12 protein-coding genes, 1 tRNA gene and 1 pseudogene are annotated in these 14784 nt (G+C 46.9%); 5 read left to right on the forward strand and 9 right to left on the reverse strand.

Annotated elements, in window-relative coordinates:
- Position 1 precedes the first annotated feature (1 nt).
- From CRECT_RS09895 to gpmI, 9 genes are all read right to left on the reverse strand, one after another.
- Positions 2-574, reverse strand: a complete 573-nt coding sequence (locus tag CRECT_RS09895; protein ID WP_002944974.1) for a ComF family protein — start codon at positions 572-574, stop codon at positions 2-4.
- The gene (locus CRECT_RS09900; protein ID WP_002944980.1) at positions 574-1131 is read right to left on the reverse strand and encodes a YajG family lipoprotein; all 558 of its coding nucleotides are present in this window, start codon (positions 1129-1131) and stop codon (positions 574-576) included. Before CRECT_RS09900 ends, CRECT_RS09895 begins: the two co-directional genes overlap by 1 nt.
- Positions 1132-1140: 9 nt before the next feature.
- A complete protein-coding gene (locus CRECT_RS09905; protein ID WP_002944928.1) occupies positions 1141-1830 on the reverse strand; it encodes a hypothetical protein in 690 nt (229 codons plus the stop codon).
- 1466 nt (positions 1831-3296) lie between these two features.
- Entirely contained in the window at positions 3297-5459 is a 2163-nt protein-coding gene (locus CRECT_RS09910; RefSeq protein ID WP_050771505.1) for an endonuclease MutS2, read from the reverse strand.
- 432 nt (positions 5460-5891) lie between these two features.
- Positions 5892-6239 (reverse strand): hypothetical protein, encoded by a 348-nt coding sequence (locus tag CRECT_RS09915; RefSeq protein WP_002944952.1) that lies wholly within the window; start codon positions 6237-6239, stop codon positions 5892-5894.
- Positions 6236-7552 (reverse strand): UDP-N-acetylmuramate--L-alanine ligase, encoded by a 1317-nt coding sequence (gene murC, locus CRECT_RS09920; protein ID WP_039888324.1) that lies wholly within the window; start codon positions 7550-7552, stop codon positions 6236-6238. The genes CRECT_RS09915 and murC overlap by 4 nt, the downstream gene beginning before the upstream one ends.
- A gap of 237 nt (positions 7553-7789) precedes the next feature.
- The gene (locus CRECT_RS09925) at positions 7790-7951 is read right to left on the reverse strand and encodes a hypothetical protein (protein ID WP_157752390.1); all 162 of its coding nucleotides are present in this window, start codon (positions 7949-7951) and stop codon (positions 7790-7792) included.
- A 231-nt stretch (positions 7952-8182) separates the two neighbouring features.
- Positions 8183-8305 carry a hypothetical protein gene (locus CRECT_RS12995; protein ID WP_257792175.1) on the reverse strand — a complete coding sequence of 41 codons (123 nt, stop codon included), beginning with the start codon at positions 8303-8305 and terminating at the stop codon, positions 8183-8185.
- Positions 8306-8731: 426 nt separating this feature from the next.
- The gene (gene gpmI / locus CRECT_RS09930) at positions 8732-10210 is read right to left on the reverse strand and encodes a 2,3-bisphosphoglycerate-independent phosphoglycerate mutase (protein WP_002944930.1); all 1479 of its coding nucleotides are present in this window, start codon (positions 10208-10210) and stop codon (positions 8732-8734) included.
- Between the two features lie 79 nt (positions 10211-10289).
- Between gpmI and mraY the strand changes: the two genes are divergently transcribed.
- The 5 genes and pseudogenes from mraY (at position 10290) to CRECT_RS09955 (ending at position 14497) form a co-directional block, all read left to right on the forward strand.
- Positions 10290-11354, forward strand: a complete 1065-nt coding sequence (gene mraY / locus CRECT_RS09935; protein WP_002944993.1) for a phospho-N-acetylmuramoyl-pentapeptide-transferase — start codon at positions 10290-10292, stop codon at positions 11352-11354.
- Between the two features lie 5 nt (positions 11355-11359).
- Positions 11360-11884: a hypothetical protein gene (locus CRECT_RS09940; protein ID WP_039888310.1), complete on the forward strand. Its 525-nt coding sequence runs from the start codon at positions 11360-11362 to the stop codon at positions 11882-11884.
- Positions 11881-13137 carry a UDP-N-acetylmuramoyl-L-alanine--D-glutamate ligase gene (murD, locus tag CRECT_RS09945; RefSeq protein ID WP_002944931.1) on the forward strand — a complete coding sequence of 419 codons (1257 nt, stop codon included), beginning with the start codon at positions 11881-11883 and terminating at the stop codon, positions 13135-13137. The genes CRECT_RS09940 and murD overlap by 4 nt, the downstream gene beginning before the upstream one ends.
- A 169-nt stretch (positions 13138-13306) precedes the next feature.
- Positions 13307-13382 (forward strand) — tRNA-Phe (locus tag CRECT_RS09950).
- Between the two features lie 413 nt (positions 13383-13795).
- A pseudogene (locus CRECT_RS09955) lies at positions 13796-14497 on the forward strand (IS1595 family transposase).
- Positions 14498-14784 lie beyond the last annotated feature (287 nt).

Below are 14784 nucleotides of genomic sequence, written 5' to 3' on the forward strand. Positions count from 1 at the left end.
TTTAATACCTCGCATCCGCAAGCGTCAGCGCAAAAAGCACCTCGCAGCCGGCTTTTTGCAGCGTCCGTCTGGCTTCGTCTATCGTCGTGCCCGTCGTCACGATATCATCTATCAAGATAACGGGAAATTTAGGCCTTTTTAAGAGCTTAAAATTTCGCGGATTTTTTAGGCGAAAGGCTAGGTCTTTGCCGTGATAGCTGACGTTTGAGCCCGCGTGCAAGCAGGCGTAAAGCGGGCGAATTTCCGCGCTTTTTAACGCGCGAGCCAAGATCGCCGTATGCGAGTAGCCGCTAGCCGCTCTATCGTCGATCGGCACGGCACTCACGGGCGAGCCGAAGCTAAATTTGCAAGCAAAAACTTTAAAACTCAAATTCGCAAGCGCGCCATAGACGAAAGAGCCGTGAAATAAGTGCTTTGAGTAGAGTAAATTTTTAATTTCGGAGTAGTCAAAAAAGCTGTAAATTTTAAAATCTCCGTCCAAAACGCGCGTCCTTGCGGGCGAGGAGCGCAGGTGATCTTTGCAAATTTTGCAGATCACGGCTAGGCTAAAATGCCCGCAGTTAGCGCATCTCATCAGCTTTTTAAGATCTGGATCGCCGCGCGTTTTACGATGTCTTGGAGTAGCTCGTCAAAAAAGCTCTTAAACGCGCCGCCCGTGTGGATCGGGGCAAATTTAGTCTGCTCCTGCGAGATGTTTTTAGTGATGGTCTGATCGCCTCTTTTTACCGTTATAGCGAGCTTTGCCGAGCCTTTTAGGTTATCCGTAGAGTAGCCGCTTAGATTTGCTTTAAGCTCGACGATCCTCACGTCCACGACGACGTCGCCAAAGTCGCTCAAATTTGCCCCTAGGCGCTTAAGCTCGGTGCTAAGGCCGTCTTGCAGCCAGCCCTCGATGCTGTTTTGCAGCGTGACGTACTCTTTGACGTTGCCGTTGCCGCCCGTGATCGTAGCGACGATGCTTTTGTTTGCGCGTGCGTCCTCGACGCTATTTATGCGGATATTTTTTTGGTAGCCCGCCTGGTTTGAGGTCGATTGATACGGAGCTAAATTTAGCACCGAATTTCTCTGCGCGCAGCCGCTCAGTATCACGGCAAAAAGCGTGATAAAGGCGAAAAAAGCGAAATTTTTCATATTTTTCCTTTATAGTTTTGATATCTCTTCGGCGGCTTTGTTGGCGGCTTGCTTGACGAGCAGGTAGATGTAGAGATCAAAGTCTTGGATGCCGCTTGCTTTTAGTTTGCGCACGTCTTGCCTGGTTCCGATATTTAGCACGCGGGTTTTATTTATGTTTTTGACGCCCAGTTTGCCTTTCATCGCCGCGCTTAGATACTGCGACGACGCGCTATAGGTCGCGGCGTAGTCGGTGAAGGCAAAATCCACGCGGTAAGTGTATGGCGAGACTTGTCCGTCCACGACCATGATACCGCGGTTTAGCAGCTCGTCTTGTAAAAAAAGATAAAAAAGTCCCTCGAGACGCTCTTTTGAGTAGAGCATTTTTGCGCCTTTTTTGGAGACGAATTTTATACCGCTCTCGGGGCTTCTTTCGTCTAGAATTCTATGAATATAGACCTTTTTTATCGCCGCATTCGTATCGATCCTGCTTTGGGCGATGCAGCACTTTATCGCGACGTCGCTGGTGTAGCTCGCGCCGTTTATCGTGAGGCTTTGGCCGCCGCTAGCGCAAGACGAGCAGTCCGCTTTGATGCGCATCACTTCTTGGTAGCCTTTGGCGTTTGCGTCGTCGCCAATTCGGGCGTTTTGGACCATTTGAGTCGAGCCTCCGCATCCCGCAAGAATGAACGCCGCAAATAAATATGCTATTTTTTTCATAAAAATCCTTTCGTAAATTTTATCTCATAAGCAAAATTCTATCCAAATTTGGGCTAAATTTACAAATTTGAGGGAAATTTGGAAATTTTTGCCGGATCGCAGTTTGTATCGGCTGTAAAATTTTATCAGAAGTTAAAACTTGCCTTATCGGTAGAGCATCGCAGGTTTTCAGGTTTGGAGCCAAATTTAGCATAGATTTTTAAACTTTACTCGCCAATTAAATTTTGTTTTTCTTGGGATGCACAAGGGGCTTTACTTAGCTTACCTTACGGTCGCTACTATCGCCCTATGGGGCTTGAGACCGCCTGCGGCTCGTAACTGCTTCCCCAAAAGCTGCGAACAGAATGCGAAGCAGAGCAGACCTACTTACGGTCTGCTTGCAGCTACGAGTGAAGCGAAGTAGAGCGCCCTTTTTTCTTTGCGTCGTGCTATGTACTCGCCTTGTGCTTAGCTGCACTTCGTTTGCTACTGTTAAGACGCACTCTCTTTGAGAACTGCCAGAAGCAGACCCGCCCCCGTCTGCTTGCAGTTGTGAGCGTAGCGATGCAGAAGCTCTCTTTAACCCTACTGCACGTTCTTCGTAGGGGCGACTTGTCGCCATCTCGTAACGAACGAAGCGGTCTCAAGCTCGATAGAGCGATGGTAGCGAACGTAGTGAAGTTAAAGTTAAAGTTAAGCAGGTGCGATAGCGCTGCCGCGCCGCAAATTTTAAATTTGCATTTTTAGGGTGCGGGTCTCGGTGAGTCAAATTTGAAGTCAAATTTGAGCACAAAACGATAAGGCAAAGTATCGCGAGATGATTTTTCGAGTTTTCTGCTTCGTAAGCTCGCAGCTGCAAGCAGAAGAAGCAAAATTGAGCATGCGCTAGTCATATAGCCTGCGGAGCAAAAATTTTGCAAAATCTCGGAAAAGTGCTCACGAGACGAGCCGTTTGAAGAAAATCAAGGCGCAGTATTTTTTCTTTTTACTTCGCACAAGCACTCGTAACACTCTGCTTGCAGTAGTGAATGCAGTGAAGCTAAACTTCGCTACGAGGAGACGAAACGGATTTAAATTTAAGGGCGGGAGCTACCTCATCGGTAGTGACCGAAGCCGACCAAGTCGCTTTCTACTCGCATTGCGAGCAGAGCAAAAGAGCTCCCTCCCCCCCCCCCCTTTTTTTTTTTTAAAAAAAACAATCCCCCTATTCCCTACGACGTGTGAAGTTGCTGCACTGCGTGTAGGTTTAAATTTGACGCTATCGCGCCGCAAATTTAAATTTACGTTTTCAAGATGCGGGTCTCGGTGACTCAAATTTGCAAATTTGACTTCAAATTTGAACGTAAAAAAATTAAGGCGAAGTATTTTTTGCGTTTAGACGAGGCGGATTTAAATTTTACGACGGGAGCTACCTTGTCGGTAGTGACCGAGTAAAATTTAGATCTAACGACGTATAAACCAAAAAGACAAGCCGCAGCAAGGCAAATTTACAGACGAACTATCTGCGCTCCAAATCCCCCCTGCCCCGCCGGCGCATCAAAAAACTCCTTCACGCTCGGATGTTCGCGCAAGAAATTTTTGACTGCGTAGGCGAGCTTGCCCGTGCCGATGCCGTGATACACCTGTACCTCGTCAAAGCCCATCACTAGGCTATCTGAGATAAATTTATCCAGTTTTTGTACCGCTTCGTCCGCGCGCAGGCCGTGTAGATCGAGCGTGACGCTGGCATTTTGCGGCTTTTGCACGCTTAAATTTATGCCCGATTTTTTCGCGGGTGCTGGCGTTTCGCCGCTGATTTTTAGCTGGTTTATCGGTACGCGCATACTCACGTTATCGGTTTGTATCACGGCATCGTTTTTGCCGAGGCTTGCTACGACGCCTTTGATCTTGCCGTATTTTACGCGGTCGCCGACTTTTAGCTCGGGCGGAGTGGAGATTTCTGGCTTTTGCACGGCGCGTTTGGCCTCGTTTGCGCGGTTTAGGGCGCGCTGTTTTTCTTTGGTGTCGTCTAGATTTATCGCTCGCCTAGCCTCGTTTATAGCCTTAAAATACTCCCGCTCCAGCCGCGTTATTACCTCATGCTGTTCGGCCTCGGCGCGCTCTTTTTGCTCTTTTAAATTTTCGATTAGGGAGTCCAGCTTTTGCTCTTTTTTCTCCGCGCTTTCGAGCTTTTCTTTGAGTTGCACCTCTAAATTCAGCGTCTTTGTGATGATTTCGTTTAGATTTTCTTTGTCTTCGCCGTAGATTTTTTTCGCCTGCGCGACCAAATTTGCCGCGATGCCGTATCTAGCCGCGGTCTCAAAGGCGTATGATTTACCGATCGTGCCTTTTAAAAACTCAAATTTAGGCCGAGAGTTTTCCTCGTCGTAAAGCGCCGCCACAAGCTCGACTTCGGGATTTTTGGCTAGCAACATAGCAAGGCGCTTGTGGTGGGTGGTGATGATCATCTTGATATCCTGCCCCATCAGCCGCTCGATCATCACGCCGTATAGGCTCGCAGCCTCCTCAAAATCCGTTCCCAGCTCGATCTCATCGACTCCGATGAGCAGATTTTTCTTCGTAAAAAGCTTGGAAAAATGCACCATACGCCCCGCAAAGGTCGAGATGTCGTTTTTCACGTTTTGCGGATCCTCGATGATGGCGTCAAATTCCTTGAAATTTCCGATCTGCGATTTTTGCGCGTTTATGTGCATCGGCAGCAGGTATTTAGCTAGAAAGGCTGCGGCTATGAGAGATTTTAACAGCATCGATTTACCGCCCGCGTTTACGCCAGTGATCAGTAGCACCTTTTTACTAAAGTCGATGCTGATGCTTTTTGGATTTTTTAGCGCGGGATGGGCGAAATTTGCCAGCTTTAAATTTGACCCGCCGCTTGGCAGCACGAACTCAAAATCCGCGCTTTTAGCCGTAAAAACCCGCGCGCAGTAAGCGTCAAATACGTCAAACGCTCCGTTTATAAATTTTAAAAATAGGAGGCCCTTGTGCATCGCGGAGCTAAAAATTTTGCAGTGTTCGTAGACGATTTCCTCTTTTTTGTCCAGCAGCTCGCTTTGCTCTTTTTTGAGTTTTTGGATGTTTTCTGGCGCGACATAGAAGTAGCCGCCCGAGCTTCTAGCCACGACCGTGCCCTTTAGCACGTGGTTAAACCCTCCTCGCACGAGCAGCGCCTCGACCGAGCTGATATAGTGCACCTGCGTATCGACGAGATAGGGCGCGATAGATTTTGAGTAGATGAGACGGCGCAGATCGGCGTCTATTTGCGCTCTTTTGGTGCTAAACGCGTCTCTGATACCGCTTAGACGCTCGTCTACTTCGTCTTTTAGCTCGCCGTTTTTATCAAATGAGTTTGCGAGCTTTAGCATCGGCTGCGGGATCTCGATTTTAGCGAGCCACTCGCCTAGTTTGCCCTCAAATTTGAGCGTTTTTAGGTAGGTAAAATAGCCAATTATCTTAGCAAACTCAAAAATCTCGCTCACGTGTAGCGTGGCTTGCTTGCTAAGGCGCATGAGCGCGTCGTCTAGATTTTGGGCCGATGCGGGCGGATCAAACTGCTTTTGCGAGAGTTCTAAAATTTTCTCATAATGCAGCCTGCTGTCGCCCGCCATAAAAAGCGGCTTAGGGCGCGCTAAAAAGGAGTTAAACCTCTCCATATAGCCTTGCAGGTCTAAAATTTTTATAAGCCGCTCAAAGCCTTCCGCGTTTGCAAATTCTTTTTGCTCGCGGTGCGCCGCAGCGTCCGAAACATCGCCGTTTCTTTGCTCGCGCGAGACGTTATTTTCGCGCCCGTTTGCTTCCCAAGCGCCGCCGCTATTTTTATACTCTCCCGCGCGTGGATCAAATTTAGACTCGTAAAACTTGCCGCTTTTTTGAGCTCTTGGCATCGTATTTTTAAACTCGCCGATGCCGTCGAATTTTGCCTTATTATCGTTTAAATTCGAGCTAAAATTTAAGCGAGTCGCAAAATTTGAAAAATGGCCGCTTAAATTTGACGTGCCGCGAAGTTCGCCGACGCCGAAAAATCCGTTCGTTCCCAAAAAGTCGCCGCTTTTAGTCAAATTTTGATTATCTTTAAAATTACGCAATTATTCGCCTTTAAATTCGCAGCCCTCAAGCGCGATCTTGACGCTGTTTAGCTCCTTTGCCACTCGTTTTGCGACGAAGGAGGACGTGCCGAACTCGTAGTTAAATTTAGTATTATTTACGTCGAAATTTCCGCATTTTAGGGTTTTGCCTTGGTTAAAAAGCGCGACTAGCTCTAGCCTCTGGCTTTGCTCGCTTTGCAGGGCGCTCTCGTAAAAATACAGCGCCGCCGCGATGAAAATCGCCGAAAAAGTGATGACAAATTTCGCCTTTTTGCTCAGCTTCTCGTCGCTCACGCTAAATATCGCGATCGCGGCAAGCACGCCTAAAAGTACGATTATGACCCTCATACGTCGCCTCTTAGCTGATAGGTGATGTCGCCCGCGCCAAACCCTATAACCAACCCGTCATCAAGCAGGTTTTTCACGCCGAATTCGTCCGTAAAGACTATCCCCTCGCCTTCGCGCGCGACTTTTTGCGTCATCACGGGGTTGTAGCGTTTAAACTCCTCTTTTAAATTTATATCTATCGGCGTCTCGCCCGCGGCGTAAACGGGCAGGATAACTAGCTCGTCTATGCCGTCAAAGCACTCCTTAAAGGCCTCTAAATTTGCGCTTAGGCGCGTAAATCTGTGCGGCTGAAAGATCGCCGTGATCTTTGTGATACCTAGTAGTTTGGCGTATTCAAAGACCGATTGTAGCGTCGCTTTGATCTCGGTCGGATGGTGGGCGTAGTCGTCGATGAGTACGAATTTGCGGCTAGCGGTTAGGATATCGAAGCGCTTTTTGATACCTTTAAAATTTAGCAAATTTTGCCTAATTTGCGCCAGAGAGGTTTCATTTAGCGCGGCAAGTATGGCTAGCGACGCGTCCACGGCGATATGCTCGCCCATACCCAGCACTTCAAATTTGCCTAAATTTTTTAGATTAAACGCAGTATAAGGCACGAAATCTCGCACAATCATACTAAGCTCGGTAATATCGGTGCTCGGATAAAGGCGCACGGCATCGAGCTTTAGCGTGCCTAAAAACTCGTCCTCGGCGTTTATCACGCGCACCTTGGCTCGCTCCAAAAAACCTCGATACGCCGCGTGAAATTTCTCCAAATCATAGCCGTAATGCTCCATGTGCTCGGGCTCGGCGTTGGTTACGACGGCTAGATACGGGTTTGAGTTTAGAAAACTGCTGTCGCTCTCGTCGGCTTCGAAAATGACGTTGTCGCAGGGCTCGTATTTCATATTTGAGCCAAACTGCTTGGCGATCGCACCGATGATGACCGAGCCCTCCACGAGGCTAGAGAGCATCGCCGAGGTCGTACTTTTGCCGTGCGCGCCCGCTACAGAAAACACGCGCTTACCTTCAAGCACCATCGGCAGAGCCTCTTTGCGCGATAGGCACTGCAGCCCTTTGCTTCGCGCTTCGACGAGCTCGATGTTGTCAGGCTTTATCGCGGCCGAGTAGATGACGAAGTCCTGATCTTTGATCGCGGCTTTGCTATGCGGCGTGATGACGTCGATACCCTGCGCGGCTAGCTCGCGCGTAGTTGGACTCTCCTTGATGTCGCTACCGCTGATGATGAAACCCTTTTCGTGCAAAAACCGCGCGATCGCCGAGATGCCGATACCGCCGATACCGATGAAATGGACCTTTTTACGCTCGGCGATTCGCTCCTTTGCGCGGTCTCTTTCATCGATGCGAGCCGTTTGCCCGTTTAAATTTGAGTGCGCCCAATTTTCTCTGCTTAGATTTGCGCGCTCTAAATTTCCTTGCGCTAAAGTTTCGCTCTGCAAATTTGACGCGCCGCCAGCTTCTGTCGTGCGGTAAAGCCCGCTTGCTTGATTAAAATTTCCTTGTTTTAAATTTTCCACTCGTTTTCCTTATAAATTCCTAAGATAAATACGCTATTGATACGACACGACGCAGCCTTTACGTATCCGATCTCGCGCGTTTTCGTCGTTAAATTTGACGCTTTTGCGGCAAGCGTAAGGCATAAAAGCCCGGCCGCCTACTTTAAACAAATTTATCCGCAAATTTACCGCCTTTAACGAGCTATCAAAGCCCATAAAGCGCTTAACATCGTTTGCTCGATCTATCAGCTTTTTATTCCTCGATCCTTTGCCCAAACTCCTCTTGGCCGATTAGCTCGGTTACTCGCTTCGCCTCAAACGTGCAAATGAAGCTTTATGGCACATTCCTCGTTAAATTCGTTTTCTTTATTTTGAGCAGGATTTCCGGACTCGCCGAGTCGTCCGCCGCGATGCCGCTCCGCGCGACTCGCACGCGCTCGCTAAACTTCACTTCGTCGCTAAAAGCCCTAAAATCACTCTCGCTTGAAACGCATTATATCGATCTTTTCGTCTAGTCTGCGCGCCAAATCCTTCGCAAAACTCGCCGCCTATTCTAACGATTATGCTCAAAGCTTGCATTTTTTCTTTAAATTTATTAGCCCGATTTTAGCGAAAATGAAATTTTGAGATGCTGAAAAAAGCGAAATTTGTGCGGATATGAGCTGTTTTATTATAGTACCTAGAACATACGCAAATGCAAATTTCGGGTTCAAATTTAACCGCTTATAACAGTAACAAAATCGCTTAAATTCGTATCATTTCGCAACACGCACGCAAAAATCAGCTCGGATAGAAAAATTTGAGCGAAAATTAGGCAAAATTTATAAAAATTTAAAACGTTAGCGAGAGTATTTTCGCTTTTTTCGCCTATAAAAACAGCCTGCGCTACCGAGTATCCGAGCTAAATTTACTCGCGCTAAAGCAAGCAAAGCCGAACAAAAAGCGGCAAACGCTCGGCGTCGATGCGAAAATTTAATCAAGAATAAAACTAAAAATTTAAAACAGCGCCTCGTCCATTTCGGCGGGTTTTTCGATACCCATCAGCGTCAAAACGCTCGCGGCGATATTGTTTAGACCGCCGGGCTTTACCGCCTTTACGCCCTCGCCCATCACGAAGCAAAATACGTCAAAAGTCGTGTGGTTGGTTAGCAAATTACCCTGCGCATCCTTCATCTGCTCGCAGTTGCCGTGGTCGCTCGTGATGATTAGCGCGTAGTTTTTCTCCTTGGCCTTTGCCACGATGCGTCCCAGCGCCGCATCCACGGCCTCGACCGCCTTTACCGCCGCGTCAAATTCGCCCGTGTGCCCGACCATATCGCCGTTTGCGAAATTTACCACGATAAGATCCTGCCCGTCCTCCATACCTTTTAGCACCGCCTCGCACACGGCCTGCGCACTCATTTCGGGCTTTTCGTCGTAGGTTTTGACCTTAGGGCTTGGTACCAGCACCCTCGTTTCGTTTTCGGCAAGCTCCTCGACGCCGCCGTTAAAGAAAAACGTCACGTGCGCGTATTTCTCGGTCTCGGCGGTATGCAGCTGCGTTAGGCCCGCGTTTGCGACGACTTCGGCAAGGGTATTTTTTAGCTTTTCGTTTTCAAATAATACCGGAAAGGCGAAATTTGCGTCATACTCGGTCATCGTGATTAGATTTTTGACGACGAACGGGCGCGCGAATTCGCTAAAATTTTCATCGCCCAAAGCCGCCGCGATCTCGCGCACACGGTCGTTTCTAAAATTTATAAATATCACGCCGTCGTTTTCGCCTATCCCCTCAAAGCCGCCAAAGCTAGCCGGCACGATAAACTCGTCCGTCACGCCCGCCTCGTAGCTTTGCATGACGTATTCTAGCGGCGATATGGTTTGCGCATTTTCTCCACGGGTCATCGCGTCGTAGGCCGTTTTTACGCGCTCCCAGCGCTTGTCGCGGTCCATCGCGTAAAATCTACCGCTAACGCTAGCCAGCCTAAAGCCTCCGCTTTGCGCCTTTTCTAGCAATGATTTGATAAAAGCCAGCCCGCTTTTGGGCCCCACGTCACGACCGTCGGTTATCGCGTGAGCGCACACCTCGCAGCCGTTTGCGACCGCAAGAGAGCACATCGCGTCAAAGTGGCTCAGGTGCGAGTGCACGCCGCCGTCGCTGTAAAGCCCGACGACGTGGACGCGTTTGCAGGTTTTAAACAAATTTAAAAGCTTTTCGCTTTTAGCTAGCGAGCCGTTTTCAAAACCGAGCGAAATTTTTACCAAATTTTGATACAAAACACGCCCGCTGCCGATACACATATGCCCGACCTCGCTGTTTCCCATCTGTCCGTCGGGCAGACCGACCGCTAGGCCCGAGGTTTTTATGAGCGCGTTTGGCACGTTTTTAAACAACCGGTCGTAAGTGGGTTTTTTTGCCGCTGCAAATGCGTTAAATTCGCTACTTTCGTTATATCCGATGCCGTCAGTTATCACTAAAACCGTTTTTTGCGCCATTTTTAAATTTTCGCCTTAAATTTAGATGTTTTTTAACGGCATTATACTAAAATTAGTTTTTTAAAAAATAAAGGCCTCTATGTTTTACTATATTTATGAACTGTTAAATTTTAATATCTTTCAATACATCACCGTTCGCGCGGGCTTTTCGTTCTTTATCGCATTTTGCTTGACCGTTTGGGCGCTGCCTAAATTTATCGCGTGGGCAAAGGCCAAAAACGCCGCCCAGCCCATCTACGAGCTAGCTCCGCAAACGCACCAAAAAAAGGCCAAAACGCCGACGATGGGCGGGCTGGTTTTTATCGGAGCGGCACTTGTTGCGAGCGTGATCTGCGCGCGTTTGGACAATCTTTTCGTTTTCGCTTCTCTGATCTGCCTCGCAGGCTTTACGGCGCTTGGGTTTAAAGACGACTTTCGCAAAATCTCAGGCGGCAAAAACCATGACGGACTAAGCCCTAGAGCCAAGCTTGCGGTGCAAATTTTAATCGCTCTTGTCGTTTCGGCGTTGCTGTATTTGCAAGGCGAGCTAGGGAGCAAATTTTATCTACCGTTTTATAAATTTCCCGTGCTTGATCTAGGCGTTTTTGCGGTGGCTTTTTGGACGCTCGTCATCGTCGCGGCCTCAAACGCGGTAAATTTAACCGACGGCCTAGACGGGCTAGCTACGGTGCCTGCGGTGTTTTCGCTGCTGACTCTGGGCGTATTTGCATACATCTGCGGACACGCGGTATTTAGCTCGTATTTACTTTTACCAAAGATTGCCGGAGTTGGCGAGACGGTCGTCGTGGCCGCCGCGCTGATCGGCTCGCTGATGGGATTTTTGTGGTTTAACTGCCACCCGGCCGAGGTTTTTATGGGCGATAGCGGAAGCCTAAGCGTGGGCGCATACATCGGCCTTATGGGCGTGATGACGAAAAACGAAATCCTGCTCGTCATCATCGGCTTCGTCTTTGTTATGGAAACTCTAAGCGTGATTTTGCAGGTCGGAAGCTTTAAAATTCTTAAAAAGAGAATTTTTCTCATGGCGCCGATACATCATCATTTCGAGATAAAAGGCTGGGTGGAAAATAAGATCATCGTGAGATTTTGGCTCATTGCTATCTTGGCAAATTTGATCGCCCTGACCGCGCTAAAAATCAGGTAAATTTGATGCGAGTGCAGATTATGCCCGACTTTGAAACGGCGCGCGAAAGATACGGCGAAATTTTAAGGCAAATTTTAGCTTACGCCGACTACTGTGACGCAAACGGCGATGAGGACGGCGCAAAATACCGCGAGCTGGAAGATGCGCTTCACAAAATCACGGGCAAAGATATGAGTAAATTTAACCTGCGGGAATGGTGGGAAGCGGACGGCGCGGAAAATTTGGCTTTTGATATCGCGCTACCCGAGCCAAATTTGGTGCCTGATATCACAAGGGACGAACTGCGCGAGATCGTAGAGCGGATGAGTACTTTTGAGCCGCACGAGACGGGAGACGAGTTTTTGGACGCTTTTTGGTATCGTCCTAATTTTGCCGTAGAGGGCGGATATTTCACCGAGTTTTTAAGGCTAAATTTTAAGGATACTTACGATCCGCGGCTTTTTGAAAGATGCGAGCAAAACGGCGAAATAACCGAGCTTGGCGCCGATGAGATAACGCAAATTTTATGGGGCGAAAGGGGAGATAGATGAGAAAATCGCTATTTGGCTACGGCGGCACGACGCGCGCTATCGCAAAAAACTTCGGCGGCGAGGACGGCTGGGACATCTATGATGATAAATTTAGCGAGATCTCAGGCGACGAGTGGGGCAATACCCTACTACCGCCAAATCTTTTCGTCCCAGAAAAAAGCAGCCTAGAGATCCCGAGCCCGGGCTTCCCGCCGAGCCACGAGCTGGTTAAAAACGCGCAAAATCTCATCAGCGAGTACGACTATTTTTATCAAATTTACGGCGACAAAATGCCATTTACCGTCTGGATCAGCGGCACGAACGGCAAAACCACGACGACAAAGATGACGCAGCACCTGCTGGCGCGCTACGGCTCGGTAATGGGCGGCAACGTCGGCGTCCCGCTCGCAGACCTGGACCCAAACGCCAAAATTTGGGTGCTCGAGACCAGCTCCTTTACACTGCACTATACAAACGCCGCGACGCCCGGCATATACGCGCTTTTGCCTATCACGCCAGATCACCTCAGCTGGCACGGCGACTTTGCCGAGTATGAGCGCGCCAAGCTAAAGCCGCTGGCGATGATGGGCGAAAATACGGTCGCGATCCTGCCTAAAATTTATGCCGAGGCAGCGACTAAAGCAAAGGTGATAAGCTACGAAAACGAGGCCGATCTGGCCCGGTTTTGCGGCGTAAATTTAAACGATATCGCCTTTAAAACGCCGTTTTTAACGGACGCGCTTTTGGCGCTTGCTATCCAGAAAATTTTGCTCGATAGGTGCGACGCACGGCTACTAAACGGCTTTGTCATCGAGGGCAACAAGCTCGAGGAGTTTCGCGATGCGCGCGGTAGGATATGGGTCAACGACACGAAAGCGACCAACATCGACGCAAGCATCCAAGCTGTAAAGCGATATGAGGGCAAATTTTTGCATTTGATTTTAGGCGGCGACGATAAGGGCGTAGATATGCGGCCGCTTTTTGAAGCCTTGCACGGCACCAAGGTGCAAATTTACGCTATCGGCTCAAATACAGACAAGCTGATGAAGCTTGCGGGCGAGTTTAAAATCCCGGCCGTAAAATGCGAATTTTTAAACGTCGCGGTCGGCGAGATAGATAAAAATTTCAAATTTGACGGAGCTGTAAAGGCTGGCGCAAATGATGAAAATTTGGACGAAATAGCGCTTTTAAGCCCTGCTGCGGCAAGCCTCGATCAGTTTGGCAGCTACGTAGAGCGCGGAGATGAATTTAAAAAAGCGATTTTAAATTTGTAAATTTAGTGAGACTTGCGCTCGAAATGGTGTCAAATTCAAGAGCAAACGGCCTAAATCTCGCTATGTAATCTTTTGAATAAATTTCGATTTAAAAAACGCACTAAAATTTACGCCTTTAACCAAAATTTAAGTATCAAATAGCTAAAATCACATTTCTTTTTATCAGCGTGGTTGGATAGCTCAGTCGGTAGAGCAGCAGACTGAAAATCTGCGTGTCGGCAGTTCGATTCTGCCTCTAACCACCATTTCTTTATAAATCCCGATTTTATCAATGTTTTGAAGCTTTAAGGTTTAGCTAGGTGCCATCTTGGGTGCCATATATATTATCGTTTTTAAATTTTATTTTCGCCACTCCTCAACCAATACAAGAACAACTTTGGACTTTTTTTGTTAAATCTTAAAATGAATTAAGTTTTATAATAAGGCGACTAAATCTAATTATTCTCGTCTATTATTCTGCTATCATTAACCGCAAATCATATTTTAGGCAAATCAATAAACACGCAAGAACATTGATTTTTATAAGATAAAAGCAAACAACCAAATGATTATTAATTTTGGCTCTCTTTAACTTAAGCTCACACAAAGGAGTAGTAAGTTACGATGAGAACTATGTTCTTGAAAAGTAACGAGCGTAGCGAAGTTAAAAAACAAATATATAGTCCGTTCCCGAATTTCAGAAAAGAAATTTAGAGAAATTTTAAAGTACTTCGCAGAGGATATAGAAGCATCAAAGATATCGAATTTAACTAAAATTTCAGAAGTAACACTATGCAAAATCTTTAGAGAAATAAGAATTCTTATGTCTAAAGAGTGTGAAAAGATAAGTAAATTTAGCGGTGAAATTTCCAAGCCAGCCTAGAAGCTTCGCTTTGAGATTGATGAAAGTTACTTCGGATCTAAAAGAGTAAGAGGAAAAAGAGGTAGAGGGGCAGCAAATAAAACACCGGTATTTGGAATGCTAAAGCGTGACGGTAAGGTATATACCCAAATAGTTAAAAACTGCTCTGCTAATGAGCTATTGCCGATACTGAAGGAATTTAGCGAGCTTGATAGTTCTACTATCTATTCTGATTGTTGGAAAGCTTATGATGGTTTAGTTGATTACGGAGTCAAAGCACACTACAGAGTAAAACACTCCAAAAATGAATTCGCTAATGGGAAAAACCATATAAATGGCATTGAGAATTTCTGGGGATACGCTAAACATAGACTAGCTAAATTTAAAGGCATTAAGAAAGGGAATTTCTTACTTCATCTTAAAGAATGCGAATTTAGATATAATACTAAAACTACACAGGAAAACTTATATCAGAAACTGTTAAAATTGATAAGAGAGAATCCGCTTAACTTATCTTGAGCCTTAATTTTTATCAAGATTAATTGGATTAATTGGATTAATTGGATTAATTTACCCACAATACAAATATTCTCATCCCATAAATATTACAGATATTACAAATAAAGATTTGTAAAAAACCTGCATCCACATAAAGCAAACACGGTACTCAAGTGATCAAATCTTACATAAATTACAAATAATACAAGTATTTATACGTTACATATTTTACATATTGGACTGATTACACATAGATAGATTACATACGGTACTACAGATAATGCAGATATGCGTATCCTATACATCCT

This window comes from Campylobacter rectus (assembly GCF_004803795.1).
Lineage (GTDB): Bacteria > Campylobacterota > Campylobacteria > Campylobacterales > Campylobacteraceae > Campylobacter_A > Campylobacter_A rectus.